This is a genomic window from Ferrimicrobium sp., from assembly GCA_022690815.1.
Classification (GTDB): domain Bacteria; phylum Actinomycetota; class Acidimicrobiia; order Acidimicrobiales; family Acidimicrobiaceae; genus Ferrimicrobium.
Genome location: JALCZJ010000010.1, coordinates 56,902 through 82,795, shown reverse-complemented (window position 1 = coordinate 82,795; position 25,894 = coordinate 56,902). Strand labels below are relative to the sequence as shown.

Annotated in this window: 28 protein-coding genes; 9 read left to right on the top strand and 19 right to left on the bottom strand. The window is 59.1% G+C overall.

Translation table 11 applies throughout. The annotated features are described in order from the left end of the window. Positions 1-616: 616 nt before the first annotated feature. Positions 617-1,831, bottom strand: a complete 1,215-nt coding sequence (locus MP439_04840; protein ID MCI2975388.1) for an MFS transporter — start codon at positions 1,829-1,831, stop codon at positions 617-619. Positions 1,832-2,058: 227 nt separating this feature from the next. After that, positions 2,059-3,084, bottom strand: coding sequence for a DJ-1/PfpI family protein (locus MP439_04835; protein ID MCI2975387.1), 1,026 nt, complete (start codon positions 3,082-3,084; stop codon positions 2,059-2,061). Between the two features lie 224 nt (positions 3,085-3,308). Here MP439_04835 and MP439_04830 point away from each other — a divergent pair, with 224 nt between their 5' ends. From MP439_04830 to MP439_04815, 4 genes are all read left to right on the top strand, one after another. Beyond that, positions 3,309-3,746, top strand: a complete 438-nt coding sequence (locus tag MP439_04830; protein ID MCI2975386.1) for a GntR family transcriptional regulator — start codon at positions 3,309-3,311, stop codon at positions 3,744-3,746. Next, entirely contained in the window at positions 3,727-4,632 is a 906-nt protein-coding gene (locus MP439_04825; protein ID MCI2975385.1) for an ABC transporter ATP-binding protein, read from the top strand. The genes MP439_04830 and MP439_04825 overlap by 20 nt, the downstream gene beginning before the upstream one ends. Continuing rightward, positions 4,629-5,675 (top strand): hypothetical protein, encoded by a 1,047-nt coding sequence (locus MP439_04820; protein ID MCI2975384.1) that lies wholly within the window; start codon positions 4,629-4,631, stop codon positions 5,673-5,675. The genes MP439_04825 and MP439_04820 overlap by 4 nt, the downstream gene beginning before the upstream one ends. Positions 5,676-5,805: 130 nt before the next feature. Beyond that, positions 5,806-6,267, top strand: coding sequence for a RidA family protein (locus MP439_04815; GenBank protein MCI2975383.1), 462 nt, complete (start codon positions 5,806-5,808; stop codon positions 6,265-6,267). Here MP439_04815 and MP439_04810 read toward each other — a convergent pair. Then, entirely contained in the window at positions 6,214-7,098 is an 885-nt protein-coding gene (locus tag MP439_04810) for a DMT family transporter (protein ID MCI2975382.1), read from the bottom strand. The genes MP439_04815 and MP439_04810 overlap by 54 nt on opposite strands. 151 nt (positions 7,099-7,249) lie before the next feature. On the opposite strand from MP439_04810, the gene MP439_04805 reads away from it, so the two are divergent. Continuing rightward, positions 7,250-7,849 carry a biotin transporter BioY gene (locus MP439_04805; protein MCI2975381.1) on the top strand — a complete coding sequence of 200 codons (600 nt, stop codon included), beginning with the start codon at positions 7,250-7,252 and terminating at the stop codon, positions 7,847-7,849. On the opposite strand, the gene MP439_04800 is transcribed toward MP439_04805, so the two are convergent. Further along, positions 7,827-8,483 carry a hypothetical protein gene (locus tag MP439_04800; GenBank protein ID MCI2975380.1) on the bottom strand — a complete coding sequence of 219 codons (657 nt, stop codon included), beginning with the start codon at positions 8,481-8,483 and terminating at the stop codon, positions 7,827-7,829. The genes MP439_04805 and MP439_04800 overlap by 23 nt on opposite strands. 47 nt (positions 8,484-8,530) lie before the next feature. On the opposite strand from MP439_04800, the gene MP439_04795 reads away from it, so the two are divergent. Both MP439_04795 and MP439_04790 read left to right on the top strand, forming a co-directional pair. Continuing rightward, positions 8,531-10,090, top strand: coding sequence for an acyl-CoA carboxylase subunit beta (locus tag MP439_04795; protein MCI2975379.1), 1,560 nt, complete (start codon positions 8,531-8,533; stop codon positions 10,088-10,090). Further along, the gene (locus tag MP439_04790) at positions 10,087-10,272 is read left to right on the top strand and encodes a hypothetical protein (protein MCI2975378.1); all 186 of its coding nucleotides are present in this window, start codon (positions 10,087-10,089) and stop codon (positions 10,270-10,272) included. Before MP439_04795 ends, MP439_04790 begins: the two co-directional genes overlap by 4 nt. A 104-nt stretch (positions 10,273-10,376) precedes the next feature. Here the strand turns inward: MP439_04790 and MP439_04785 are convergent, their stop codons facing one another. From MP439_04785 to MP439_04775, 3 genes are read right to left on the bottom strand one after another with little or no spacing between them, the layout of a single operon-like run. Further along, positions 10,377-11,174 carry a GGDEF domain-containing protein gene (locus MP439_04785; protein ID MCI2975377.1) on the bottom strand — a complete coding sequence of 266 codons (798 nt, stop codon included), beginning with the start codon at positions 11,172-11,174 and terminating at the stop codon, positions 10,377-10,379. Between the two features lie 42 nt (positions 11,175-11,216). Then, a complete protein-coding gene (locus tag MP439_04780) occupies positions 11,217-13,196 on the bottom strand; it encodes a protein meaA (GenBank protein ID MCI2975376.1) in 1,980 nt (659 codons plus the stop codon). A 19-nt stretch (positions 13,197-13,215) separates the two neighbouring features. After that, the gene (locus MP439_04775) at positions 13,216-14,073 is read right to left on the bottom strand and encodes a 3-hydroxybutyryl-CoA dehydrogenase (GenBank protein ID MCI2975375.1); all 858 of its coding nucleotides are present in this window, start codon (positions 14,071-14,073) and stop codon (positions 13,216-13,218) included. Between the two features lie 79 nt (positions 14,074-14,152). Between MP439_04775 and MP439_04770 the strand changes: the two genes are divergently transcribed. Beyond that, complete coding sequence (locus tag MP439_04770) at positions 14,153-14,863, top strand: Type 1 glutamine amidotransferase-like domain-containing protein (GenBank protein MCI2975374.1); 711 nt, start codon at positions 14,153-14,155, stop codon at positions 14,861-14,863. 342 nt (positions 14,864-15,205) lie between these two features. On the opposite strand, the gene MP439_04765 is transcribed toward MP439_04770, so the two are convergent. From MP439_04765 to MP439_04730, 8 genes are all read right to left on the bottom strand, one after another. Then, a complete protein-coding gene (locus MP439_04765; GenBank protein ID MCI2975373.1) occupies positions 15,206-15,727 on the bottom strand; it encodes a hypothetical protein in 522 nt (173 codons plus the stop codon). Further along, the gene (locus MP439_04760) at positions 15,724-16,182 is read right to left on the bottom strand and encodes a chemotaxis protein CheX (protein ID MCI2975372.1); all 459 of its coding nucleotides are present in this window, start codon (positions 16,180-16,182) and stop codon (positions 15,724-15,726) included. Before MP439_04760 ends, MP439_04765 begins: the two co-directional genes overlap by 4 nt. A 5-nt stretch (positions 16,183-16,187) precedes the next feature. Further along, positions 16,188-16,556: a response regulator gene (locus tag MP439_04755; protein MCI2975371.1), complete on the bottom strand. Its 369-nt coding sequence runs from the start codon at positions 16,554-16,556 to the stop codon at positions 16,188-16,190. A gap of 56 nt (positions 16,557-16,612) precedes the next feature. Next, positions 16,613-17,365 (bottom strand): GntR family transcriptional regulator, encoded by a 753-nt coding sequence (locus MP439_04750; GenBank protein MCI2975370.1) that lies wholly within the window; start codon positions 17,363-17,365, stop codon positions 16,613-16,615. A gap of 134 nt (positions 17,366-17,499) precedes the next feature. Continuing rightward, positions 17,500-18,318, bottom strand: a complete 819-nt coding sequence (locus MP439_04745; protein MCI2975369.1) for a protein-glutamate O-methyltransferase CheR — start codon at positions 18,316-18,318, stop codon at positions 17,500-17,502. Then, positions 18,318-19,370: a response regulator gene (locus MP439_04740; GenBank protein ID MCI2975368.1), complete on the bottom strand. Its 1,053-nt coding sequence runs from the start codon at positions 19,368-19,370 to the stop codon at positions 18,318-18,320. The genes MP439_04745 and MP439_04740 overlap by 1 nt, the downstream gene beginning before the upstream one ends. Continuing rightward, positions 19,370-19,834: a chemotaxis protein CheW gene (locus tag MP439_04735; protein MCI2975367.1), complete on the bottom strand. Its 465-nt coding sequence runs from the start codon at positions 19,832-19,834 to the stop codon at positions 19,370-19,372. The genes MP439_04740 and MP439_04735 overlap by 1 nt, the downstream gene beginning before the upstream one ends. Further along, positions 19,821-21,995 (bottom strand): chemotaxis protein CheA, encoded by a 2,175-nt coding sequence (locus tag MP439_04730; protein MCI2975366.1) that lies wholly within the window; start codon positions 21,993-21,995, stop codon positions 19,821-19,823. Before MP439_04730 ends, MP439_04735 begins: the two co-directional genes overlap by 14 nt. Before the next feature lie 294 nt (positions 21,996-22,289). Between MP439_04730 and csrA the strand changes: the two genes are divergently transcribed. Further along, the gene (gene csrA, locus MP439_04725; GenBank protein ID MCI2975365.1) at positions 22,290-22,544 is read left to right on the top strand and encodes a carbon storage regulator CsrA; all 255 of its coding nucleotides are present in this window, start codon (positions 22,290-22,292) and stop codon (positions 22,542-22,544) included. 42 nt (positions 22,545-22,586) lie between these two features. On the opposite strand, the gene MP439_04720 is transcribed toward csrA, so the two are convergent. The 4 genes from MP439_04720 to MP439_04705 all read right to left on the bottom strand — a co-directional run bounded on the left by MP439_04720 (position 22,587) and on the right by MP439_04705 (position 25,888). Continuing rightward, entirely contained in the window at positions 22,587-23,054 is a 468-nt protein-coding gene (locus MP439_04720; GenBank protein MCI2975364.1) for a flagellar assembly protein FliW, read from the bottom strand. Positions 23,055-23,174: 120 nt separating this feature from the next. Further along, the gene (locus MP439_04715) at positions 23,175-24,089 is read right to left on the bottom strand and encodes a hypothetical protein (GenBank protein ID MCI2975363.1); all 915 of its coding nucleotides are present in this window, start codon (positions 24,087-24,089) and stop codon (positions 23,175-23,177) included. A gap of 18 nt (positions 24,090-24,107) precedes the next feature. Next, entirely contained in the window at positions 24,108-25,523 is a 1,416-nt protein-coding gene (gene flgK, locus MP439_04710; GenBank protein MCI2975362.1) for a flagellar hook-associated protein FlgK, read from the bottom strand. Beyond that, positions 25,520-25,888, bottom strand: coding sequence for a hypothetical protein (locus tag MP439_04705; GenBank protein ID MCI2975361.1), 369 nt, complete (start codon positions 25,886-25,888; stop codon positions 25,520-25,522). The genes flgK and MP439_04705 overlap by 4 nt, the downstream gene beginning before the upstream one ends. Between the last annotated feature and the right edge of the window lie 6 nt (positions 25,889-25,894).

Sequence of the window (25,894 nt, the reverse complement as noted above, 5' to 3'; positions counted from 1 at the left end):
ACGGTACATGCGCATGTCGCAGGTTCCGACATTCAAACAGTCAACGCGGCCTCCAGGCGCCAAACATGTCCTGATCCAACGTGTGGGTATGTCCATAGGGACAACCGACACGGGGATGTGTTGCACTTGTCAATCCTTCGTGGGATTGCAACTGGCAAGGCGATGTGGATCACGTAGCCTCCATGACATCACATCAAGGACCAAAGATCGCCAGATCGACCGGTTCACTCCCGATACGCAAGTGAAGAAGATCCTTGACGAGAGGTTCTACGCCGAATGGAAAGCCGCAGTATCCAATTGGATGCTATGGCTACCGCTCACGGCAGGACTCCAGGCATGCCACGACAACGAAAGTTGGAGGTGGTCAAGCATCGACTTGGGCTCGTTCTGTCCCTGTGGAGAGGGCAGAACACTCACAGGCGGCTGGAGAGCGAACACACAAGAGGTGCAGATAAATGTAGATGTATTTTGGAGCGGATAGCGCCCACTCACGTACGTTCATTACGTCTTGTACCAGCACGCTGACGCGACCACTGTTGCGACCCAACCGCACCGACTCCAAAACCTTTAACAGGCACGGCCTCTCGTGCCGCCGGAGGTGGTTGGCCAGGAGATGTCAGCTGGCAGGCTTGGCGGTGCTGGACGACTTAGGATAAGCGGCGATCGAGACCACTGCGCCGACGAGACAGGCTCCGCCAAATAGCAAAAGACCGGCACCAGGGCCCCCAATGCTGGCGAGAATGGCATAGCCAGTGACCCCGATGATACCACCCAATCGGCCGGCAGCCTGAGAGAGCCCCTGACTGGAGCCACGGATCTCGGGGGCCGCGAACTCCGACGGAGAGATCACAGTGGTCTTGTCCGGTCCCGCCGCTCCAAAAAAGTAGCTCAGCCCGATCAGCGCGCCGATGGCCAGCGCATCGAGATGGAGCCCGTCAAGCAGGGCGAAGCCGAGGAAACACAAGGGCAACGCCCGCCCGAGGAATCCCACGACCTGGAGTCGTCTCCGGCTGACGCGGTCGATGAGGATCACAGCCACCAGTGATGCTGGTATCGTGATCGCCTTGACAAAGGCGGCATCGTAGGCCCCCGAACTCGCGGACGTCGCGAGCACGGCCACCAAGAGTAGCGGCAACACCAGCCCGATACCCTGGTCGGTGATCTGGTACAGGAGTGTCGCCAACGCCTGAGCACCAAGGCGCTCGTTTCTAATCGCCTGCGATGCCCGGCGCAGGAGTTGGCGCAGGCTCAATGGTTCAAGGCCACTCCAACTCGGAGCTTCAATGAGCCGGCGGCGAAAAACAAAGAGTGGCAGTGCCAAGATCACGGGTGATCCAAGCAGTATCCGCCAACCGAGCACACCAGCATGGGCCAGGATCAGCCCTCCGACACCATAGGCCGCAAGGGTACCGAAGTTCGCTCCAAAGAGGATCCAGGCCATCGCTCGTCCATTCGAGTGCGTCGTAGCCCAGTCGGCGACAAAGGGGAAAACGACGGCAAAGTCGATCCCCACCGCCAGTCCGGTCGCCAATCGTGTGCCAGCGAGCACACCGAAGTCTGGTGCGACCGCTGCCAGGATCGCTGAGGCCATAAAGAGTGCGACATCGCCGACGATAATGGCTCGACGGCCAAGTCGATCCGCAAGAAAACCAGCGGCGAGGGAGCCGATCAGCATTCCCACCAGGGTGGCGGTACCGAGCGAGGTGACGATACCCGTTGAGAGATGCCACTGATGGCGAATCGGAGCAAAAGCGACTGAGATCGCGGCCAAATCGTAGCTACCAAGCATGATACCGGCCCCCGCAATCGGGATCGCCCTTCGCGCCTTCATTGATGAGCTCATTAATCTAAGGTTAGCCTAAGCGAAGGACAACCACAACTCCGTCCACGCTGACAATGCGGCGCTCGTCGGTCTCGTTGCCACCCGGCGTCACGAATTGTCGTCCACATTGACCAGTGCAGCGTCACGGATTGCGCTTGTCAGAGTCGAGACTCCTAACCGCATTCGACAGCGTCCAATTCGGGGCCACCTTAGTAGAGGTGGCCGTATCTCAAGTCTTAGCATCCGGAGTCCGATTTATCTGGAGACAGGGCATCTGGAGACATCGTCATCGTGGACAACACCTGGGCCACCGTGACGGAGAACTCCGTGTAGAAGTCAGCCGATGCCCTACGCTGAGCCTGTCGATGCAGCGGATGGGCAGCCCAGTGTCGTTGCGCATGTACGTCAGCAAAAACTGCGATCGAGCAACGCTCACCGTCATCGCTTGCGAAGGTCTTAAAGTCTCGAAAGCCCTCTTGACGATGTGCCAGCGACTCAAGCTGATCGGCAAGTTTTGCATAACCAGCAGGATCCTCTTTGAGGCGCGACCGAAACACGGTTACGATCTCGCCGGCGCTATCGTCTGGCGCTTGTGAAAACGGATCGAAACGTGGATCTTCCATCCAGGTATGTTCGATCTGGCGAGCGACATCTCGCGCGGCCGCGCGATCGAGGAGATGCGCCACCAGGGCGAGTGTCATGTCGATGCCCGCCGAGACTCCAGACGAGGTCCACCGGTTGCCGTCGACGACCCATCGCGCGCTCTCAACCCAGGTTACTGCGCTCGACTGTTGCTTGACCCAAGCAAAAGCCCGCTTATTGGAGGTGGCGGCAGTGCCATCGAGGAGCCCCGCTCGAGCCAGCAGGGCTGCACCCGTACAGACCGAGGAGACGATGGTCGATCGTTCGCCAATGCCAGCCAACCAATCGACAAAGTCGCGATCATCCACGAGTGCGCGCGTGCCCTGACCGCCAGGCACCATGAGGATGTCGAAACCCGATTGAACCGTGTAGCCAAGATCTGCAACCAACGACACGCCTTGGGCGCTCGGCACCGGACCCGGCGTGGGGCCGAGCAGCGTCGTCACAAAATGTAGCGGAAGTTGACCTAGCACCTCAAGTGGCCCGGCCACATCGAGGAGCTCAAATCCGTTGAAGAGAACCATTCCAACACGAGCCATGACACCAGGCATCATCGCCTGCGACATCACATCATTGGGCGAGGCACCCATCTGATTACCCCCGTATTCCCCGTTTGCCATGATTGCTCCATTCATCGCAGCTACACCACCAAGAAGACGCCATCTTGATGCTACTTGTCCCCCGTGGACGCTGCTCGACCGAGAGGCTTTGCCCCGGGATCTTGGTTCTCCCAAGGTGATACGCGTCGACGCCACTACCGCGTCACTGCAGTCCACTTTATATGCTATAGTACTATAACACTAGATATTTAGATAGTATTTGGCTACAGCAAGAGAGGAGGATCATGTCTGATCGAACGCCCGATCATCCGCACGTGAGCTTCCTCATCGACCGCTCGACCGGCGTTCCCGCCTACCGTCAGATCGTCGACCAGGTGCTTGCGGCGCTGCGCCTTGGACTTCTGGGGGTCGGAGATCAGCTACCACCGGTTACCGAAGTGGTGAGGACCGCCAGTATCAACGTCAACACCGCCCTCAAGGCCTATGACGTTCTTGAGGCCCAGGGCATCACTTTGGCCAAGCAAGGAATTGGTACCCTGATCATATTTAACCCCTTTACCGGGAACGAAGCAGCCCACCAAGCGCTCGCCACGCGTCTAGATGTTGCCATCGCCGAAGGGGTCGCCGACGGCCTCAGCCAGGACGATATTCGCATCGCATTGGCCGGGGCGCTTGAGCGCCATAACCAGCTGAGGAGGAGTCATGACAAATCCATGCCTTGAAGTTCACAATCTGTCGCATCGAACCCGCCAGAACACTGGTTTGCATCGACTCCGACGACGGGAGATTTTACACGAGCTCAGCTGCACGATCGGGACCAACCGCGTCGTCGGCCTCGTCGGCGAGATTGGAGCCGGCAAGACGACACTATTGCACTGCTTGGCTGGCCTGCGACCGGTGACCCAGGGCAAGGTGACCCTGGACGGAGCACCGCTTCGTCGTGGTGATATCGCCCTGGTCGACCAACAAGCATCACTACCCAGTCGACTGAGCATCGCCGAGTTAGGTGAACTGGGGCGTGGCTACAACACAACCTTCGATTACGCCTCCTATGAAGGTCTCATCGATGCGTTCGATCTCCCTCGCGACTCAACGATCAAAAGAGCCTCCGAAGGGCAGCGCAAGGTCACCGCCATTGCGGCTGCCCTCGCACGCCATCCCCGGCTTCTGCTACTAGACGAGCCACTCGCTGCACTCGATCCGATGTCAAGGCGACAGATCATGGGTGAGGTGCTTGCACAAGCCGCCGAGCATCAGACCATGGTCATCATCTCTTCCCATCTCGTCGTCGATATTGAACGCGACTGCGACTGGCTCCTCATTCTCGACGGTGGTCGCCTAATCGTCTCGGAGGCCATTGACGACCTGGTTAGGCGCCACGCCTATGTGGCGGGCCCCCCACCAACCGGCTCCACCCTCGTTATGGGAGGAACGACACGGTCGATGGTCCGTTTTGACGCTCCAACCGACAGCACCGATGAGCATCCAGGCCTTGAAGAGATCGTCATCGGCTATCTCCAAACTGGGCACAGCCTTCGGTCATACGACAAGCAGGCAACCCGGCTGCCAGTCAGCAACAAAGTCAGTCACAAAGGAGTGCAACCATGATCCTTGTCACCGATCCGGCTACCAATTCGCGACGACCCAGGCTCACCAAAGTCATACGCACAAGCCTTCGATACGAATCGAGCATACTCCGACTCTTCGTCATCACACTCGGGGTGCTGCTCGCCTTTTGGATCTTCGCCTGGATCGAGTTGCATGGCTACCCAGCATCCACGCTCAAGTCACCCACCACCGTGCAATCTCGTGTCACCGGGGTTGCCTCGGCTATCGTCATCGTCGCACCGCTGGTGATCCCAATCGGCTCACTTGGGCCCCGCATCGCCGATGCCTTTGATGCCAGATTCGGATCGTATCTCTTTACGCAGGGGATATCCAGGCGTCGATGGCTCGTCGTGGAGTTCATCATCGCCTCAGTGATGACGACGGTCCTGGCCATCGTCTCGGCCTGCGGGCTCAGGTTTATCGTCGCTCCTCACGCCGGCAACATCGGGCTGCCAGACTGGGGGCAGTTCTTTGCGGTTGGGCCGTCGGTCATTGGCATCGGTCTCGCGGTCACGGCTGTCGTCACACTTCTTGCACTCTGCGCCAAGGCACCGACGGTTACCCAGCTCCTCGGGGTGATCGCCTTCGTCACCATCCTCTTCTTCGGGAGCTTTCTATACCCTCGGCTCTTGACACCTGACCAGGTTTCAGGCCCGTACGTGATCACCGGTCAAGCAGCGCTGCGCGCAGATGGTTTCACCAACGCATCACCAGGCAAGGCAGCCAACGTCGTTGCCTTCAATAACGTGGCCACACCCACCAACGCCGACGTGGTGTTTCAGACGTACGCCCAACATCACCATCCGATCAACTTTCTCACCCTCATCAAGATCGAGACCCGTTGCGCTCTACCCGATGGAAGACTCAACCTCAGCCGACCCGTGGCGGCCTGCCGCGAGCTCAGGTCTATCACGACGACCATCGGATATCAACCCGCGAGTCGCTTCGATCCACTCGAGTGGCTGATGACGCTCATCCTCACCGGGTTGGCCCTCATCTTCGCCGTACTCAGCTACACCATCATCGACCGTCAAAGCATTTAGCCGTAAACAGTTCTCTCCTGCGAATTGCCAACTCACCCATGTCCGCCACCGACGGCGTCACAAGGCTTGCAACCTCTTTTGGGTAAAGCCCTACTGGCACCATCGACGCAAGACGACTAGCGTCTAGTTCATGACCATCAATGATCGCCTCACAGAACTCGGCATCGAGCTCACACCAGCGCCAGGAGCGAAGGGTTCGTATCGCCCCACCCTCGTCGTCGACTCCTTTGTCTACGTCTCTGGCACCCTGCCGTTGGTCGGGGATACGATCCCAAAGACAGGTATCGTTGGCCAGCAGGTTACGATTCCTGAGGCCCAGGAGGCGGCTCGCCAATGCATGATCAACATGTTCTCACGGCTGGCAACCGACCTGGGTGATCTTGAGCGTATCCAACAGTGGGTCAAGTTGACCGGCTTCGTGGCGAGTACCCCCGAGTTCACCGACCAGCCAACGGTGATGAACGCCGCCTCAGGCCTGGTCGTCGAGGTCTTCGGTGACCGGGGGCGACACACAAGATCAGCGGTCGGTGTCTCTGCGCTACCCCTCGGCACTCCCGTCGAGATCGAGGCTATTATCCGCCTGCAGTCGTAGGCGAGCGCTCCAGCTGCCAAGGAGCAACCCACCAAAGACGATGGCGACGCCAGCTACCGACGCTAACGTCACCGACCGAGTCGCAAGGATCGCCTCTCCAATCAAGGATCCAATCGGGATCATGGAGACGAAAAGGCCTGCGCGAGCGACGCCAAGGGTCCCAAGGCCGCGGTACCACAGCACAAACGAGACCGCCGACACGGTGAGCCCTAGATAGAGGATGGCCTCGACTTCGACCGTCGTTGGTGCTGGAATACCGCCACCGACCACAGTAGCAGCGCCAAGCATGACGACCCCTGCGATCGCGGTGCTCGCAAACGCCGTCGGTATCGCCCCGAACCTCCTCACCAAGCCCACCGACAGGAGCGAGAAGCCGGCATCGGAGAACATGGCGATCACGGCAAAAAGGAGCCCTTTGCCTCCGAGGGAGCCGACATCGTTAACGAGCAACGAACCGATCGTCACAATTATGGCGGCAATGACCACCAGACGCTCCGGGCGCCGACGCTCGGCGATGGCGCCAACGATGGCGAGGACGATCGGCACGCAGCCGATGATGACGCCGACGCCGGCCACCGACGCGTCGCTGAGGGCCTCGACCGAGGCGACCGAGAACAGAGCAAGGCCAATACCTGCCAGCGCACACAGCGCGAGGATGTCACGCAGGTTCGGCCACACGATGGGCCGGACCCGCCCGCGAAACAACGCTAGAAGAATCAACGCACCAACAAGGTAACGCGCGCCCTGGCTCGCGAGTGCTGGATAACCGGTCAACCGACTCGTCGCGGCCACTCCGAGGCCGACAAGCGTCGGTGCACTGATTGCCGCCATGTATCCTTGAACTGTCACACGATCTGCGATGCTAGATACTCTAGCCATTCAGGTCGCGTGATCAGGGTTTAGCCAATTGCGAGGCCCGGCGATTTAGGTTCTGTGATCTGTGCCCGGCCATCGAAGAGGTCCAATTGAGAGGAGAAGCGACGTGATCAATCAGGGGATCAAACGACAAAGCCTGGCCGACCTACTGCCAGAGAGTCTCGTTACCGACCTCGTCCTCATCTCAGTCTTTGCGCTGGCGATCGGTGTGTTTGCTCAGATCACCATTCCGCTTCCTTTCACACCCGTCCCCATCACCGGCCAGACCTTTGCGGTGTTGTTGGGGGGTGCAGCCCTCGGTATGCGACGCGGCGTCCTCGGCAGTCTCCTCTATCTTGGTCTTGGTCTCGTCGGCGTACCGTGGTTTGCCGGGGCTACCGGCGGTCTACGAGTGGCCGCGGATCCAACCTTCGGGTACCTCATTGGCTTTGTCGCCGCCGCTGGACTCGTCGGTTACCTCGCCGAGGCGGGCCTGGATCGCAGGGCCCTCGGCACCATCGCCATGATGGTCGGTGGAAACCTGATGATCTACGGCTTTGGCCTCGTGTTCTTGATGCTTGAGCTCAACGTTGGGCTTGCCAAAGGCCTCACCCTCGGTGTCACACCCTTCCTCATCGGCGATCTGGTAAAGCTCCTCCTCGCTGTCGGCCTGCTCCCAGGTGCCTGGTATCTGCGTCATCGCATCACCTCCGGATCTCGAGCTTGAGTCGATCGCTATCGAGATAGCCCCTTGGGAACGGGTCGGGCTTAACATCCGCCACTCGCGCCAAGAGGCCCCCGTACTGATCACCACGGAGCGTACGAAATCCCAACCCCAAGAGGTGCTCGGTGGGCCATTGGCCATCGATCAGCCGGTAGCCGAGCTCACGGGTCAGGTAGGCCAGCACGAAGAAGGCGAGTTTTGAGGCGTTCGTGACCAGGTGGAACATCGACTCCCCCACGAAGACGCCACCAGCACTGACACCGAAGAGGCCCCCTACCAGTTGCTCGTCGGACGAACGGATCTCGACCGAGTGCAACAGCCCCCGATCCTTGAGGCATTGGTAATAGAGCATCATCGATTGGTCGATCCAACCACCCTCTCGAGCCGTCTCGCCGCAGGCTCGAACAACCGCCATGGGTTCGACATCAATCGCGACCCGATAACTCCGAAGCAGCTGTGCGGTGCTCCGGGGGCAGCGCAGGGGCCATGCCCCACACACGATCACCGCACGGGTCGCTGGGTAAAACCACCCAAAACCACCGGCGATTGGCATCGGAAAGACACCTAACCGATAGTAGCGCTCGGCCTCATCGGGGTCGAGTGAGGAGCTGACCGCCACCAATTCATCAATGGTCACCCAACTACCTCCGTGATCGGCGATGGTAGGTGATAGCCTAGATCAACATGAGCACGCACCCAATGTCCGCTCGCCTCGAGGAGCTAGCACGACGACGCGACGAGGCACACCATGCCGGGACCGAGACCGCGGTCGCAAAACAACACAATCAGGGCAAGATGACCGCACGTGAGCGGGTCGACTATCTGCTCGACCCTGACTCATTCGAGGAGCTCGATCTGCTGGCACGCCATCGGGCCCACGGGATGGGACTCGACGAGCGACGACCCTATACCGACGGCGTCATTACTGGCTTTGGTACCATTCACGGTCGGCGTGTCTGTGTCTTTTCCCAGGACTTTACCGTCTTCGGTGGCGCCCTTGGCGAGGTGTTCGCTGAGAAGATCCACAAGGTGATGGATCTTGCCGCCTCGGTTGGCGTTCCGATGATTGGACTCAACGATGGTGCTGGTGCCCGAATCCAAGAAGGAGTGGTCTCACTCCACTCCTATGGCGGAATTTTCCGTCGTAACGTTGCATCCTCCGGTGTCATCCCCCAAATCAGCGTGGTGCTAGGTCCATGTGCTGGCGGTGCCGTCTACTCGCCAGCGATGACCGACTTCATCTTCATGGTCGAGCACACCTCCCACATGTTCATCACCGGGCCTGATGTGGTCAAGACGGTCACCGGCGAGGAGGTCTCCCTCGAGGAGCTCGGTGGTGCAATGAGCCATGCCACGAAATCTGGTGTCGCGTCATTTGTCTTGAGCGACGAGAAAGCCTGCCTTGACGAGGTTAAATATCTCCTGGATTTTCTTCCATCAAACAATATGGAGACACCTCCTGTCGTTACACCCACTGACGACCCAGACCGCCACAACGAGGCGTTGCGTACCATCGTCCCTGAGAACTCGAATCAGCCCTACGAGATGCGTGATGTCATCCGTGAGGTCCTCGACGACGGCGAGTACTTTGAGTACTTCTCGCACTGGGCTCGCAATATGACGTGTGGCTTTGGGCGAATGAATGGTCACGTCGTCGGAGTGGTTGGCAACCAACCTGCGGTACTCGCTGGAGTTCTTGACATCGACTCATCGGAGAAGGCGGCGAGATTTGTACGGACCTGCGATGCCTTCAATATCCCGATCCTGACCTTCGTCGACGTTCCAGGCTTCCTTCCCGGCGTCGATCAGGAGTACGGTGGCATCATCCGCCATGGCGCAAAGCTCCTGTACGCCTACTCTGAGGCGACGGTCCCAAGGATTCAGATCATCACACGCAAGGCCTATGGCGGCGCCTACGTCGTCATGAACTCGAAATCGATCGGCGCGGATCTTGCCTACGCCTGGCCATCGGCGGAGCTCGCCGTCATGGGGCCCCAAGGTGCCGTCGAGGTCATCCACCGGCGGGAGCTGGCAGCAGCCGCAGACCCCATCGCTAAGCGTCAGGAGCTGATCGATCAGTACACCGAGCGCTATGCAAACCCCTACATTGCTGCTGAGCGCGGTTACGTCGATGATGTCATTGACCCGGCCGAGACACGACGCACCTTGATCCAGGCGCTCACCATGCTCGAGACCAAACGCGAAGAGCTGCCACGACGCAAGCACGGGAACATTCCCCTATGAGCGAGCTAACACACGATCAAGAGATCGCCCTCGTCACCGCTGCCACGCTGGCCGTATTGAGGACTCAACAGGCGTCAGCCCCCTCGGCTATCATTCAGGACTCGACCGACTGGCGCTTTCAAAATCGCTGGTGGGCGCAGGGGCCGTTGGCCGCTCGCGCACGACCCAACCGTTCGCGATAGCGGCCGGTCGGCGGCGCAAGCGATAGAAGGCATCGTGGCACCCGCGATGTGGTGCTTAACACGGGCGGGTCTGTGATCGCGAAGTTTTGCGCGTGTAGCCTCGGCTACAGCGGGCGCTGTGGCGCGACGATGACGCGGCCAAGGCCTGGCAGCTCGAGGTTGTCTGAGGCCTGTTTGAGCGCGCTCTTGGCGGTTACCAGGATCTCGGCCGGCTCGATTCCATGGCTCGGGTAGCTCGCCACCCCCGCACACACTTTAGCGATCGAGGACTCTCCCTCCCGGGCATGGGCGATCTGAATACGCTCAGCGACCCAGGCGGCGCCATCCTCATCGGTATCGTCGAGCAGGAGGGCAAAGCTTCGCGCCCCCACCCTACAGGCGACATCGGCGGTTCGAATCGTCGCAGAGACCACCTCGGAGAAGGCGAGGATCGCCGCATCCATCGCCTCGTCAGAGGCATCGGGGACCATGACCAGCTGAAGGAGGACGATACTCAGTGGCCACAGGCGCCGCCGCGCGGTCGCGACTTTGGTGCTGAGCAGGCCAGAGAAGAAGATCTCGTTCATCAAACCGGTCAACGGATCGGTGATCGGGTCAGCGGTGTCCTTCGACGAGGGAGCCACCTCGGCGGCTGGCACGTTCGCCTCAGCGGCTCGGGGTGTCACGCTCGTGAGCATGGAGGCCTCCGACTCGTGATCGACCTTGGCCTCCACGACGGGATCTTCGTTCGTTGGCCGCTCCGACGATCGACGTTGTCGAGAACCGAGCCCAAAGAGCACCGCAACAAAGGTGATCCCTGCACCAACAACACCGTCAGTCGGCCGAGCCACGTGCATGCCATAGGCACTCACCGCCACGCCCCCGATTCCCACGATGATTGCCAAAAACCCACGCAGTCTCATAGGGATTCCTTCGGCGCGAATTCCTGAAAGCTGTACAAACTTTCAGCCTCGTTGGGCAACGACCAACTCAACTAACTGCTCCATGATCTCGGCAATCTGGTAATGTTTGGGCGTGAAGACCAGACGCACGCCTAGCTCCTTGAGTCGTCCGATATCATCGTCGGGGATAATGCCTCCAAGCACGACCGGGACGCTCAAGCCAAGAGCACGTAACGCCTCCATCAGTTGTTCCACGAGCTCGAGGTGAGATCCCGACAGAATCGATAGGCCGATCAGGTCAACGTCTTCGTCACGGGCGACACTCGCGATCTCGTCGGGTGTCTGTCGAATCCCTTGATAGATGACCTCAAAGCCAGCATCACGGGCAGCGACTGCAATCTGTTCAGCTCCGTTGGAGTGTCCGTCAAGCCCAGGTTTTGCCACCAACAACCGCGCCGGATTGCCGGAGAGCCGGCTAAGACGATCGGCCAATACCTGCATCTGCACCTGTCCACGACGGACCCCGGCCCCTCCGTGGATACCGGTGGGGGCCCGAAACTCGCCAAAGGCCTCACGCATCGTGTCGGCCCAATCCTGGGTTGTACCTCCGGCCCTGGCAAGGGCAAGGGTCGCCGGAACCAGGTTAGCGTCGGTGCGTGCGGCCGCTAAGAGCTCTCGCCTAGCAGCCGTCACCGCCGCCTGGTCGCGGATGCGTTTGAAGGCGGCGAACTCATCAATGAGCTGGCTGATCTCTTGGGCGTCAGCGCTAAGGTGCGTCTTGGTGTCGGGGCTAACGAGCGGCGATTCACGAGCTCCATCACTTGGATCTTGGTAGATATTGACACCCACCACCAGCTGCGTTTTCGTCTCAATGGCATGAGCCCGCTCGGTTTGGGCCCGTACCAGCGCCGCCTTCATCTCGTCAATCTGGTTAAAGACGCCACCGGCTGCAATAATCCGGTCAAGCTCTTGACGTGCTGCGCTCACGATGTCAGTGGTTAAGCCCTCCATGACTATCGATCCTTCAAAGATGTCCGGGTAAGAGAGGATATCCGTCTCATAGGCAAGGATCTGTTGGGCGCGCAACGACCACTGCTGATCGACGGGTCGCGGTAGACCAATGGCCTCATTCCAAGCAGGTAACTGCAACGCCCTCGCACGGGCATCGCGTGACAGTGTCACACCGAGTGCCTCGAGCACAATGCGATAGACGTTATTCTCGGGCTGAGATTCGGTGAGGCCAAGCGAGTTTACCTGGACGCCAAAGCGAAAACGACGCAGCTTTGGATCCCCAACGCCATACCGATCCCGGGTGATCTCATCCCAGAGCGCAACAAAGGCGCGCATCTTGGCAATCTCTTCGAGGAAACGAATGCCAGCATTCACAAAGAACGACATCCGGCCAACCACCTTGGCGAGACCATCGACGCCAATACGCCCCTGATCACGCACGGCATCGAGGATGCCGACGGCGGTCGCCAGTGCGTAGGCAACCTCTTGCACTGGGGTTGCTCCAGCCTCTTGCAGGTGATAGCTGCAGATGTTGATCGGATTCCATTTTGGCACATTAAGTACCGAGAACTCGATCAGATCGACGGTGAGGCGCCTGGAGGCCTCAGGCGTGAAGATGAACGTCCCGCGCGAGAGATACTCCTTGATGATATCGTTCTGGGTCGTTCCGGCCAGAAGATGATAGGGGATCCCGGTCTCATCCGCGAGCGCTAGGTAGAGGCTAAAGAGCCACATCGCGGTCGCGTTGATGGTCATCGAGGTATTCATGGAGTCAAGGGCGATGCCATCGAAGAGTTGGCGCATGTGACCGAGATGGGCGATGGGCACACCCACCTTGCCAACCTCACCACGGCTGCGAGGATCATCCGGGTCGAGTCCAAGCTGTGTCGGTAGGTCAAAGGCCACCGAAAGGCCGGTCTGTCCATTGGCGAGATTGGTCCGAAACAGCTGGTTGGAGGCTCTGGCTGACGAGTGACCTGCATAGGTGCGCATCACCCATGGAGGATCGGGAGGTGAGAGGTGCAATGACATGTCGACTCCTTCTTGGTCGTTAGGCACGTGATCCGTAGTCGTAAAACCCCCGACCCGACTTGCGCCCAAGCTGACCCGCCTCACGCATGCGACGCAGGGTAGGGGCGGCCAACATGGCCGGATCTCCAGTCTCCTCGTACAGACGCTCAAGAATAGCGACCGCCACGTCGAGGCCAACCAGGTCGAGAAGTGCAAGAGGGCCCATCGGATAGTTGCAACCCAGCTGCATCGCTCGATCGATGTCCTCTTTGGCAGCAACGCCGCGCTCAAGCAGCCGGACGGCGGTGTTGAGATAGGGGAAGAGCAAGGCGTTGACCACAAATCCGGCCTCGTCATTGACCACAACCGGCTCCTTGCCCAAGGCGCGGACAACCTCAACGCCGGTAGCGACCACCTCGGGTGCGACCACCAGCGACCGGACGACCTCGACGAGGCGCAAACTCGCTACCGGGTTGAAGAAGTGCAGTCCAAGCACTAATTCGGGGCGCCTGGTACTCGCCGCCAGGGCCATCACCGGCAAGGTCGAGGTGTTCGTGGCGATGAGCGCTCCTTCGATGAGGATTCGATCGAGCTGATCGAACAGGTGCCGCTTGACATCGATATCCTCAACGACCGACTCAATCACCAGGTGGCGATCGTAGAGCTCATCAAGCTCAGTCGTGATGTGCACCAGCGATACCGCCTCCTCGAGCCGATCTTCGTCGATTTCGTCGCGCGTGAGTCGACGTCGCAACTGTCGATCGAATGCCACCTTGAGCGCTCGACTCGCCGCCTCCGAACGCGTTCTCACGATGACGTCAAAACCCGCTAGCGCACACGCCTCAACGATGCCAGCTGCCATCGTCCCCCCACCAACCACACCGATTCGCGAAACCACACCCAAAGCGTACCGGCTTCCCTCGATGCCAAAGACCGCTGCGAACCGTCATCATCTCGCTGGCTATGCTTGGCTAACGATGAACAACTCTGACCGCTACGGCACGCTTGCACTCATCGGAGGCGATGAATTTGGCCCGCACTGCTCCTTTGATACCGAGCTTCTCGCACGTAGCGGGGCTCGACGAGTCACTCTGCTCCCAACTGCGGCCACCTACGAGCGGCCCGAGCACGCAATCGCGAACGGTACGAGCTATCTGACAGGCCTCGGTGTTGAGGTCGAGGTCATCGAGCTCTACTCTCGATCGGATGCCCACAACGACGCAATCGTCAACCAGATAGCCAACGCAAAGTTTCTCTACTGCATCGGTGGCTCACCCCTACATCTTCGGTCTGTGCTCAGCGACACTCCAGCGCTCAACGCGATCTCGAGTGCCTGGGCCAACGGGACGACCATCGTCGCCTCCTCGGCGTCAGCGATGGTGCTCGGGGACCCGATGATCGACCCTCGTGGCGGCGCACTCACGATTGGCCTCGGGGTGATCGAACACCTCGCCGTCTTGCCTCACGCCGATCAACGCTCCCAGGCGATTCGCGAACGCACGATCCACCTGGTGCACACGCCAACGGTGATGGTCGAGATCGATGCGCAAACCGCGCTCATCTACGACGCCGCCCACGGACTCGAGGTGCTCGGCCAGGGAGGTGTCGGGGCCTATCAAGACGCAAGCCCCGTGGAACTCACCGTGGTTGCGTCCTTGCTGCAGCGACGTCAGAACCCAACGAGCTAACCAGCCTCACCCGAACGCACCACTGGTTCAACACCATCTGGACTCATTCCCATTGACTAACGTCACCTCACCGTGGCGCCACCACGTGACATCGATACGGATCGTGTCACAAGATCGCCGTCCCATGTGCTGCTTCGACCATCAATCGCTCGACAGAACCCACGTCGTCATCGAGGAGCTGGCATCAACTATCATTGTCGATCGTGTCGGTACACGATTGAAAACGATCGACCGGGTCAATGACATTCGACCCGTCCCACGACCGGGTCAATGGCATTCGACCCGTCCCACGACCGGGTCAATGGCATTCGACCCGTCCCACGACCGGGTCAATGGCTTGACTCACTCGCTTGGAGCATCCGTTAGGACTCGCACCGATACGAAGCCGGTTGCCTCCTCCTTGGCCCACGTGATCGTAGCATCGACCCCGTGTACCTTTGGGTTGGCAAGCAACTCTTGAGCTTGCTCGGGAAGGGCATTGATGTCGACGACCTCTACCAACCGAACCCTAGGAGCCCCAGGCCGTTGCTCATTGAAGAGCAGTCCAAAGATATTAAGGATCTCGTAGACGTTCGCCGCCATCGCCTCGGTCAGTTGGCCCGCAGCTCTAGCCTCGGCGATCACGCCAACCGGGATCATCGACAGACGAGCGCCACAGTCGAGGGCAAAGGCGAAGTCCACTCGGATGACGGCACGAAGCAGATCGTCTTGATCGTGATAGAGTCCAGCAAGGAAGAGATCGGGCATGGGGGCACCTTTGCGAAGACGATCACCGAGTACCTTCGTGTTCATCAAGTTTGACAGCACCGACTCGAGCTGATCGAGGCTCGGCATCAAGAGACGTGGTGTCAGATCAACGGTCATGACTCGGCACCACTGGCACTGATGGAGACGAGATGGAGTTCACCGAGTGCGGTCCTGAGTCGAAAAGCCTCGCTCGTCATGCCGGTCGGCATCCTGAGCCGGCCAAAGAGAAACATCGGCAGGCCTGAGCGCAGACTTGGATCGATCTCGATTATTTGTCGTTTGGCTACCCCGCCAATGACGTTGACGACCTCGGTGATCGCATCGGTAATCTCGATGTCGGTCAGATTCCCTGAGGTCCCAAGCATATTGGCGGTCACGAGTTCAAGCGTGACGAACTCCGCCACCAGCCCGAGCTGGAGCGAGCGATACTCACCGACGAGCCCGACCCAGGCTCCGGGCAGGTTCGAAGGAATGCCGCCTTCAGTGAGAACCGGCTGGTCGACCAGTGATGGAAGAATCCCGCCTTCAAGCGCACGAACCCCGTCGAGCAGTGCACTCGACCATGCTGTCATCTGTCTCACAGTTGCACTCCAATCGCATCGAGGGTGTCTCGAAAGTTGTTGGGGGTGAAGGGTTTCGAGATGAGGAACGATGCCCCGGATTCTCTGGCCAGGCGCACCATGTCGGGGGTACCTTCTGAGGTAACGAAGCCAAAGAGCACCTGCTCGTCCCGGGCGCGAAGCTCACGAAGGAGTTCGAGACCGTTCATCTCTGGCATGTTCCAGTCTGAGAGCACCAGGTCGACATGGCCCTCGCTCAGTCGCTCCAGCGCCTCGAGACCATGCTGTGCCTCGATAAAGTCAGCATCCTCGAGGCCAGCCTGGCGTAGCTGGCGCACGACGATCATCCGCATCGCTCTTGAGTCATCAACAACCAAGACCCTCATCACGCCACCTCCATAATCACCTTCATCCGCCGATATCGGCAGCATCCAAGGAGGTCTTAAGGTTCGTGGCGGGTTTCGCGGAGTCGACGAAGACTTATCCGAGCCTTGGGTCGTGGAACCACGAGCTCATTAGCTGGTGAGGTCTCGTCGGCCTCGTGGGCCTGCACCGTCAGCGAATTCAAGCGTTCGACAATACGCATCCGATGACTCCGCGAGAGCAGCGAGGCCGCCTGGCTGTCACCGAGCTCCATCGAGAGGATGAGCAGACGATGCTCGTTCACGTGATGGTCCTGTTCAGCCGGGGTCGGCGGCAACAGCAGCCTGGCCCGATGAAGCTGATCGACGAGCAGCGAATAGACACCACCACTCAAGGGATAATGAGCGGCATCTCCGAGCAGAATACGGTGAAAACGATCGTCAAGGAGGATAAACCGATCGGGATTCTCACGCTCGAGGCCGACGGCGAGCTGCTCATTGATCTCGCGCAGTACTGAGAAGACCACGGCGTTAGGGTCTTTTGCCAATCGAGTGGCAGCGGCCGCCTCGAGACTCGCAATCATCTCCGACACCTCAGGGAGTTCACCGTAGTCGATCATACGCACTCGGTAGCCCTTCCGGGGAACCGACTCCAGCCAACCCTCAACCTCGAGCCGAGCCAGTGCTTCGCGGACCGGCGTTCGTGAGGCCCCAACCAGATCAGCGATATCACGATCCAGCAGGAAGCTACCCGGCTCGATCGCAAGTGAGACGATCGCCGAGCGGATGCTGAGATACGCGCTGTGTGACAACGGCACAGTGTTGGACTTCACCACGGCTGTTTTACATTCCTCCCACAAACAGTATGGCCGTCTTTGTCCAAAATTACCAATAGCGAGCCGCAGATAACGATTCCCTGTGTCTACAACCTAGGCCGCATCGACCGTCGCGATCAACTGACGAATACTCATCCACCGTTAAAACGCAGGACATGAGGCTCCGTCGCCACAACCGGGACAAAGTAGCCCTTTGCGTCAGGCAATGACTCGGAGGGCGCCATCACCAGCACACTCCCCGGGCTCAGATGATGGATCAGCTGGCTCGCGATCAGCGCCTTCATTTCAGGAGAGAAGTAGATCAAAACATTGCGAAGGAACACGAGGTCAAACGTCCCGAGCATCTGCCAAGGCTTCGCCAAGTTCATCTGCCTGGCACTAACGAGTGCTGCAAGCTCTGGCCGGATGCGATAGCCATCACGCTCAGGCGCCAAGAATCGCTGCACAAGAGGACGTGGCATTCCACGTTCCACCTCAAGCGCCGAATACCAGCCCAGGCGCGTCCGTTGCACCATTCTCAGTGAGACGTCAGTGGCCAAGATATGGGCAGTCCTTGCGAGCGAAGGGAAACGATCGAGCAAGAGCATCGCCATCGAATAGGCCTCCTGGCCAGAGGCGGCAGCTCCCGACCAGATCCGTAGCGCCCCGCCCTGTCGCTGTTCAAACAGTCTTGGTATCACCCGCGTGCGCAACAGATCAAAAGTTGCTGGCTCGCGAAAGAATGACGTCTCAGACGTCACCATCACATCAATGACGGCCTGGACAAGCTCCGGATCGTGTCGCATCACGAGTCGAGTCACCAGCTCCTCAAGGTCATCGCATCCCGACCGAATGATCAGCGGGTTGAGGCGATGTTCAACCAGATAGCGTCGACCATCTCCGAGTTGCAGGCCTATCTCAGCCCTCAGGAAATCAGCGAGGAGCTCGTAGCTTGCGGAGGTAATCGGCATCATACCCTCTTCACACTTACCCGACGTTGTGGCTCAGCCAACATACGAACACGTCCGCCAAGTCGAGTCGGGGACCCGACCAAGCGGGCAATTCCTATCCCAACGATGGCACCAGGCATGCCCCAAACCGCCGAGGTCGCTCGGTCTTGTGCAGCCACGATGCCTCCGCTGGCAACAATTCGCTGGGCGCCGGCGAGTCCATCGATCCCCATACCGGAGAGCACAACCGCTACCGGTCGGTGTGCGCTGACAGCGACCGATGCGAACAGAACGTCGGCGGCCGGTCGACAGGAGTTGACCATAGGGCCGTTCCAGTGGTCGAGCCTAAAACCCCTTGGATGTGGGTGGACCTGAAGATGAACGCCTTCAGGCGCAAAGCGGATTACCTCCGGCCCAAGGACCTCGCCGTGGCGACCAATAGCGACGTCAGCAGCGAGCATGTGAGCCAGCTGGTCGACCAACAGGTTGAGAAAGCCCGCCTGCATGTGCTGGACAATCACTACCGGCTGTCGAATGTGTCCAAGCGCCGTCAAGAACTCGCCGAGAGCACCAGGTCCTCCGGTCGAGGAGGCGACCGCGATCAGATCTGGAGATTCGCGAGCATGCGGTTCTTCGAGACGATCAACGATCGTCTCTTGGCGGTTTATCGCTGGTGGCGGATCAAGGTCTGTTAGGCAACGGATGCGCGACACGAGCGTGCGTCGTGTCTCCTGCTCGTCACTGAGGGATCGTGGCTTTGGAACACAGTCGGTAGCGCCAGCGAGCATCGCAGCCACGGTCGTACGACTGCCTGATTCAGTGAGTGCTGAGAACATGATCACCGGCACCTGTGGGTCGCTGGCGCGAATCCGGCGCAGTGTGGCGAGGCCATCAAGGTCAGGCATCTCGACGTCGAGGACGACCACATCCGGCTGAAGCCGTCCAAAGAGTTCGAGACAGCGCAGCCCGTTCTCCGCCTGACCGACGAGGTCGAGACCTGACTCCTCCTCAATCCACGAGGCGATCCGAGCGCGAATTACCGTCGAGTCATCCGCGATGAGCACCCTCACCATCAGGCGCAACCAGCGACAAACGAGCGCGACAGGTCCTCGCCGACATGGATGATGGCCACTGGATCGAGCACTAACGTTATCAAATCCTCTTGGTGAATGATCGCCATCGTCACCTCCCGCAACCGGGGGTCGATAGTCTCGGGAGACTCAAGCAGGTGGTCGCGCTCACAGCGAAGGACATCACCGATCGCATCGACCAACAGCGCCACCGGCTGTCCTTGGCGATCTAACACGATCGTCATGGGCTCTGGTACGAGCGACTCGGTTGGGTCGATCATGATGCGGCGCAGGTCGAGTACCGTCAGAATCTGCCCACGGAGATTCAACAGACCAGCAACGACCGGCGGAGCCAGTGGTATAGGGGCAAGCCGCTGTTGGGCAAGAACCTCAAGCACGCTTTGCACCGGTAGCGCGCACCGATATTCACCAATCAAGAAGGTGCAAAACTGTTCAGACTCGCTCACACTCGCCTCCCACCTCGGCTACCAGAAGCTCCGCAAGGGAGAGCACCTGGACAATCTTGCCACCGAGTATGGTGGATCCAGATCTGAGCCCCTCGATCATGGTGATGTCCACGATCTCATAGATCACAACAACCCGATTGGTGACACCAAAACTCGGCACCAAGAAGCGAAGCGGTCCCACCCGCGACAGCTCGCCTGACCCACCGAGCAACTCGGAGACGGTGACGAGCTCAACGATATCGTCACGATAGGGAACCACGGGCCGACCCGCAAGTTGTTGGACCTCGTCGGCACCGATCTCTTCAATCCGTTCGATCTCGTAGACGGGGATGGCCACCAACCCAGCATCGCCACCATCGACCAACAGCACCGTCTCGGAATCGGCCGCTGGACCCTCGTCGATCGATTCGTCGACCATCGTCATCTCCTCAAGCGCGAGCAGGGAACGGCTGGCGATACCTCCAAGATCGAGGATCATGGCCACCGAGCCATCACCGAGGATGGTTGCCCCGGCGTAGACTTGAGCGGACTGGATGAAGCTATCCAACGGCTTAACCACGATCTCCTGGGTATCGACGACACGATCGACCAACAAACCAAACTCGCGACCATTGATCTGCACTACCACGATGGTGACCAGGTCCAACTCAGACCTTGACCGCCGGGTTTCAACCTCCAGCAAGGCCCCCAGATCGACAACCGGCAGGAGCTGGTGATGACGTCGGAGGAACAACGTCTCGCCGACAAAGGCAAGTTCATCAGCCATCGACTCTCGCTCCAGTCGCAATAGGTCGACCACCGAGAGTTGTGGCAGCGCAAACCGCTGGCCAGCGACGAGAAGCATCAATGAGGGAATGATGGCCAGCGTCAGCGGGATCCGTAAAACGATGGTGGTACCCCTCCCAAACTCCGAGGTCACCTCGATACTGCCGCTCACACGCTCGACGTTGGTGCGCACGACATCCATACCCACCCCTCGTCCAGAGACGCTGGTGACCTCTTCGGAGGTCGAAAATCCTGGCAGAAAGATCAGTTCGATCCTCTCTCGATCACCCAGGGCAGCGAGTGCCTCTGACGAAACCAGTCCGAGTCTTAGCGCTCGTTCGCCGATGGCGGTGGGGTCGATGCCTGCGCCGTCGTCGACCATGGTGATGATCACCGATCCACCTTCGTGGGTTGCGCTGATCGTAATCTGTCCGGTTGGGTCTTTACCAAGACGGCGACGCTCCTCGGCCTCTTCGATGCCGTGGTCGACCGAGTTGCGGAGCAGATGCACCAGTGGATCACGAATGGCTTCGAGGATGCCGCGATCGAGTTCGGTATCGCCACCGGTGGTCGTGAGTCGGACCTCCTTGCCCAACGAGCGCGCCAGATCGCGCACCAGCCTGGGCAGTTTGGCAAAAAGCGACTCCATTGGCTGCATTCTCGTCTGCATCACCTGCTCCTGCAGCTCTGAAGTGATCAGGTTCAGCCGCTGCACGGCAGCGCTGAGGTCCTGATCACCAAGCACGCTATCGATCTGCACAGTACGGTTGCGCACGAGCACCAGCTCACCGACGAGGTTGACTAGACGATCAAGGAGTGATACGTCAACACGAATCGCCTGATCGAGGAGGTTGACGTGTAAAGCGCTGGCCGAGGGCTCGGGTGGCGCCGATTCGGCTGTGGCCCCAGTGGGTGCAAAGACCACGATATTCGGGGCGAGCTGAACCTCCTCTGTTACATTTGTCGGCCCTCTCGCTGGCTGGACATTACCGCCAGGGTTCGTCAGGTCTTCGCGCACGGCTCTCAGTGATGCACAGAGTTCTGTCTCGAGGTTGTCACCATCGGTGCCGGTCGCCTCTATCATCCCCAGGTAACGGCGGACCCCATCGATGAGATCGAGTAGCACTTGAACGATCGCGTCGTTGAGCAGCGCTGGTTCATCACGTAGCACCGACAATAGACTCTCGCCTTCGTGGGCCAACGTTGTCAGGTTCGCTAGCTCAAAAAATCCGCAGGCACCTTTGATGGAGTGAAGGGTGCGAAAGGTTGCTGCCAGCACCTCGTGATTGTCGGCTCGGACGTCGATGCCTACGAGGTCCTGCTCGGTGCGGTCCAAATTTTCAAAGGATTCGATCAGGAACTCGCGTAGCTCCTCACTCAGCTCGTCCCGAGGCATCAGACCTTCCTTTCTTCCCACGCTAGCTTCGGCGCGCACGCACCCGATCTTTATGTCAACATCCGTGGAATAGCTAGCTGCTTCGAGAGCGACGGTATCGTCACGTGATCGATCCTCACCCAAACAAGTGGAACGACCACGCAGACGGTTCAACGATTGCTAAGGAATTTCGGGGGATTTCAGGGGTCGATGATGTGGCGCGTGATAAGCTAGCCGTAGCAGTGACGGGAATGCGGGGACCCTTCTTCATCGAAGGTTCTCCAGGACAGACGCCTTCGGGCGCAAGGAGGCGCGGTGCTGGTTCTAACCAGAAAGGCCAGTCAGAGTATCGTGATCGGCAACGATATCGTGATCACGATCTTAGATGTTCACCGCGACCAGGTTCGCGTTGGCATCGAAGCTCCTCGAAACGTCGATGTCCATCGGCAAGAGATCTTCGATGCGCTCCAGGCGTCAAACCGTAGCGCCGCCCAGTCAGCTGAAAAGCTGGCTCCAACGACTGATCCCACCTCACAAGAGGATCATCGGTCGCCCAACAATAAGGATTGACGGCTCCACAACTTTGGGCTCGTCGGCATCGTTGTCCCATCGTCAAGCCTCGCCTTGGGCCGGTATCCTAGCGTTGTCGCGAAGTGGGATATCGACTTCTTGGTGCATGCTGTAGGCCTGATTGTCTTGGAGGATCTGAGCGCACCTCCAGTTGGTGATGTTGATCACCAGCGGTGCTTGCGTGTTCACCGTAGGGTTGCCGCCGACATCATCGAGGGTTGCGATGAGCATGACGAGTACCTCGCTGGCATCCTTGATGCTAAGCAGCGACTGGTGAAAGTCATCGATATCGACGGCCATCTCAATGCCGAGCTCGCTAGGCTGCACGATCACAAAGCTCGGCCCGTCCTCCTGTGTGGAACGCAGACCGAGGTAGGGGCCATAGGCCGGCCCGAGCGCTCCGAGCACGAAGCTGTGGTGCCCCTCAAACCCTGGCAAGCCGATGGGAAAGCTCAGCGGCAGACTCAGAACCCGCTGGGTACGGGTTGTATCCTCGGTTACTTGACTCATTGGTCCTCCTCAAAACTGGACTGACGATGAAACTGGACGATTACGGACTGGTAGCAACCACACGAACGCAAACTGTGAAGCCAGCACCAAGCGAGGCCTGGCCAAGTCTGCTACGGCGCACTAAAGATAGTGAGCAAGTGTCGGCTGATTCAACTGTGAGGTCGCATAGAGCGCCACCTGATAGTTGTTAAGCTCTTGTTGGTATTGGGTGGCGAGTTGGGCAACGTTGGCGTTTTGGATCGTTCCAACCTCGCTCTGTGCCTGGGTGACCGCACCGGTGACCTGTTGGCTCATCACCTGAAACTGTGCGTCGTTTACCCCAGCCTGGGCAGCCTTGTCCTCGAGGGCACTCAGGGCCGTTTGGACACCCGAGAGTGCGCTTTGAAAGTTCGCGCCGATGGTACCGTTGTTCAGGTCCGAAATCGCACTGTTGATGGCGGCGAAGATGTCTGTGCCTGTGCCTGTGCCTGTGCCATTTGATGATGGCGCATCAAAAGGATTCGCGATACTGGTCGCAAGGTTGACACCAGGAGCGGCAGCAACGCTCGGTGCAGTGGTGTTACCTTGATAGGTGACCACTCCGCCGCTCTCGGTGTAGGCAACTGTCTTGCCCGCGGTGCCGGCGAAGATCGCCTGGCCAAGATAGGTGGTGTTGGCAACCCCGAGCAGGGACGTCTCTAGGCCCTGGACTTGGCTCGCTATTCCTTTGGCGTTTGAAGGTGTCACCCCAGGGTTACCGGCTTGGATGAGAACACTTGAGATCTGTTGAACGATATTCACCGCTTGGGTCATCGAGGCATTGGCCAGCGAGGCGACCGTTTGACCGGCAGTGATATTGCTTTGGTACTGGTTGTAGGCCGACAACGATGCATTTACGTTGATGAGGTTTGCCACGCCGGTGGGGTTGTCTGAGGGCTGGTTGATGTTGTTGCCGGTAGAGAGCGTCTGTTCCATCTGGGACAACTGCGTCTGATACTGATCGAGAGAGCTCGACATGAGCGCGCTCAAGCTCATCTGTGATGGGATCATCGACATTAACGGACCTCCCTTTGGTTACACATCTTGGATCAGCGACTGTAGGGTTGCGGCAACCGTCGAGATCACCTTGGCTGAAGCCTGATACATCTGCTGATAGTTGACCATATTCACGAGTTGTGAGTTCACCGAGACGCCCGATACCGACTGCTCGGCACTATAGGCCTGGTTGTAGGTGTTGGTGGCATTCGTCGCCAGCGCACTCGCGTTCTGGACGTCGAGACCAACGTTGGCAACCGATGTCGCCCAGTCGGCGATCACACCAGTCGTGCTGGTCTGTTGGTTAGCTATCGCCTGGGCATTGGAGCCATCACCGGGAGCGTAAGGATCGGCGGATGAGGCCGCAATCTCTCCTGAGGGGTCACTGACGACGGCTTGGTTGACCGTGATGGTGGCGGCGTTCACTGCGATGGGAGTGGAAGGGACCGTAGGCTGATTTGAGTTGGTCACTGAGACGAACAGCGGTGGACCACTTTTATTATTCGCGTTGTATCCTGTTGCAAGTTGTGTGTTCACCTTGCTAGCCAGGTTGGTCGCCAACGAGTTGAGATAACCCCCGTAGGTCGGCAACTTCGAATTCAGCACCGTCAAGGTCGCACCGAGCGTGCCGCTGGTGACCGGGACTTGGGTTCCTGACGACGTGAGGGTGATCTGCGCGGGGGTGAAGGTCCCTGCGGAGCTAGACGTTGAGATTGGGTTGGTGGACGGGGTGAACTCGATGCTCGATGCCTGCCCCCCTTGGACAAGGGCCACACCCCCTATCAACAGGGTCGTCTGTCCGGCGTTGCCAGGGATCGAGGTAACGCCTAACTCGCTCGCCAGTTGGTCGATCACCGCATTTTGTTGATCAACAAGGGTGTTGGATGCCCCTGGTGTCAACGACGTCGAGGCCAGCTGGGTGTTGATGGAGGCGACCTCGCTGAGCTGTGAGTTGATGGTAGTGACCAGCGTGCCGGCAGCGCTCGACGCCTGGTTATAGACGTCGGTGAGGTTCTGGGCCGCCTGGTTGATGGCGGTGGTGACGTTTTGGGCCGACGCCACGACCTGGGCATAACTCGCAGGTTGGGTTGGCGAATCGGCCAACGCCGAGAAGTCGTTGTACATCGTGTTGAGCTGTTCAGCGATGCCGCTCGAGCTCGGCTCGTTGAACGAAGCCTGGGCACTGGTCAAGAGCGATTGCAGTTGGTTCGCATAGCTTTGGGATCCATTGGCCGAGAGCTCGAGTTGGCGATTGAAGCTATTGGTAGATTGGAGGACTCCAGCGACACTCACGCCGTTGCCGATCGCATCCCCTGGTATCTGCTGATTGACAAGCGAGGCTGTCTCCTTGAGATAGCCTGGGGTGTTGGCATTCGAGATGTTCTCGCTGACGGTGTCAAGGCCCGTCTGGGCGGCGTCGAGCCCGGAGAGGGCGATCGAGAGGGATCCACTCATGCTCGGTGACTCACTGACTCGGGCTTGAGCAGCTCGACATCACCATCACTTTGATAGAGACCGATATCGAGCCCTAGATCGCGCATCAGATTGGCGACGACCATCGACCGCCAAAAGCAGCCGACCATCACCACATTCGCCTTTGTCACGAGCTGTTGATAACGGCTCCGATAGGTCCCTGGCTCTGGCTGCAACGTCTCAACCTCTCCGACTAAGCGTTCAACGGTGGCTTGAAGCTCTAGTGCACGATTGGCCAGCTCCTCATCGGCGTTGTGCTCCATCAAATCACTCATCGCGCTCAACTCATGATCGAGCTGATCGAGAAGCTCTTCGATAGCGCTCACATTGGCTACATGATCATCCATGGTGGT

What these genes read in the sequence shown, in the direction of transcription:
- MP439_04740 (MCI2975368.1), bottom strand. Translation starts at nt 19,370, where the DNA reads ATGGTGAGGGTGCTCATCGCGGATGACTCGACGGTAATTCGCGCTCGG.
- MP439_04830 (MCI2975386.1), top strand. Translation starts at nt 3,309, where the DNA reads ATGTCTGATCGAACGCCCGATCATCCGCACGTGAGCTTCCTCATCGAC.
- MP439_04705 (MCI2975361.1), bottom strand. Translation starts at nt 25,888, where the DNA reads ATGGATGATCATGTAGCCAATGTGAGCGCTATCGAAGAGCTTCTCGAT.
- MP439_04795 (MCI2975379.1), top strand. Translation starts at nt 8,531, where the DNA reads ATGAGCACGCACCCAATGTCCGCTCGCCTCGAGGAGCTAGCACGACGA.
- MP439_04720 (MCI2975364.1), bottom strand. Translation starts at nt 23,054, where the DNA reads ATGAGTCAAGTAACCGAGGATACAACCCGTACCCAGCGGGTTCTGAGT.
- MP439_04770 (MCI2975374.1), top strand. Translation starts at nt 14,153, where the DNA reads ATGAACAACTCTGACCGCTACGGCACGCTTGCACTCATCGGAGGCGAT.
- MP439_04840 (MCI2975388.1), bottom strand. Translation starts at nt 1,831, where the DNA reads ATGAAGGCGCGAAGGGCGATCCCGATTGCGGGGGCCGGTATCATGCTT.
- MP439_04715 (MCI2975363.1), bottom strand. Translation starts at nt 24,089, where the DNA reads ATGTCGATGATCCCATCACAGATGAGCTTGAGCGCGCTCATGTCGAGC.
- MP439_04835 (MCI2975387.1), bottom strand. Translation starts at nt 3,084, where the DNA reads ATGGCAAACGGGGAATACGGGGGTAATCAGATGGGTGCCTCGCCCAAT.
- MP439_04745 (MCI2975369.1), bottom strand. Translation starts at nt 18,318, where the DNA reads ATGCCGATTACCTCCGCAAGCTACGAGCTCCTCGCTGATTTCCTGAGG.
- MP439_04785 (MCI2975377.1), bottom strand. Translation starts at nt 11,174, where the DNA reads ATGAGACTGCGTGGGTTTTTGGCAATCATCGTGGGAATCGGGGGCGTG.
- MP439_04825 (MCI2975385.1), top strand. Translation starts at nt 3,727, where the DNA reads ATGACAAATCCATGCCTTGAAGTTCACAATCTGTCGCATCGAACCCGC.
- flgK (MCI2975362.1), bottom strand. Translation starts at nt 25,523, where the DNA reads ATGAGTGGATCCCTCTCGATCGCCCTCTCCGGGCTCGACGCCGCCCAG.
- MP439_04820 (MCI2975384.1), top strand. Translation starts at nt 4,629, where the DNA reads ATGATCCTTGTCACCGATCCGGCTACCAATTCGCGACGACCCAGGCTC.
- MP439_04730 (MCI2975366.1), bottom strand. Translation starts at nt 21,995, where the DNA reads ATGCCTCGGGACGAGCTGAGTGAGGAGCTACGCGAGTTCCTGATCGAA.
- MP439_04790 (MCI2975378.1), top strand. Translation starts at nt 10,087, where the DNA reads ATGAGCGAGCTAACACACGATCAAGAGATCGCCCTCGTCACCGCTGCC.
- MP439_04815 (MCI2975383.1), top strand. Translation starts at nt 5,806, where the DNA reads ATGACCATCAATGATCGCCTCACAGAACTCGGCATCGAGCTCACACCA.
- MP439_04755 (MCI2975371.1), bottom strand. Translation starts at nt 16,556, where the DNA reads ATGAGGGTCTTGGTTGTTGATGACTCAAGAGCGATGCGGATGATCGTC.
- MP439_04760 (MCI2975372.1), bottom strand. Translation starts at nt 16,182, where the DNA reads ATGACAGCATGGTCGAGTGCACTGCTCGACGGGGTTCGTGCGCTTGAA.
- MP439_04765 (MCI2975373.1), bottom strand. Translation starts at nt 15,727, where the DNA reads ATGACCGTTGATCTGACACCACGTCTCTTGATGCCGAGCCTCGATCAG.
- MP439_04780 (MCI2975376.1), bottom strand. Translation starts at nt 13,196, where the DNA reads ATGTCATTGCACCTCTCACCTCCCGATCCTCCATGGGTGATGCGCACC.
- MP439_04810 (MCI2975382.1), bottom strand. Translation starts at nt 7,098, where the DNA reads ATGGCGGCAATCAGTGCACCGACGCTTGTCGGCCTCGGAGTGGCCGCG.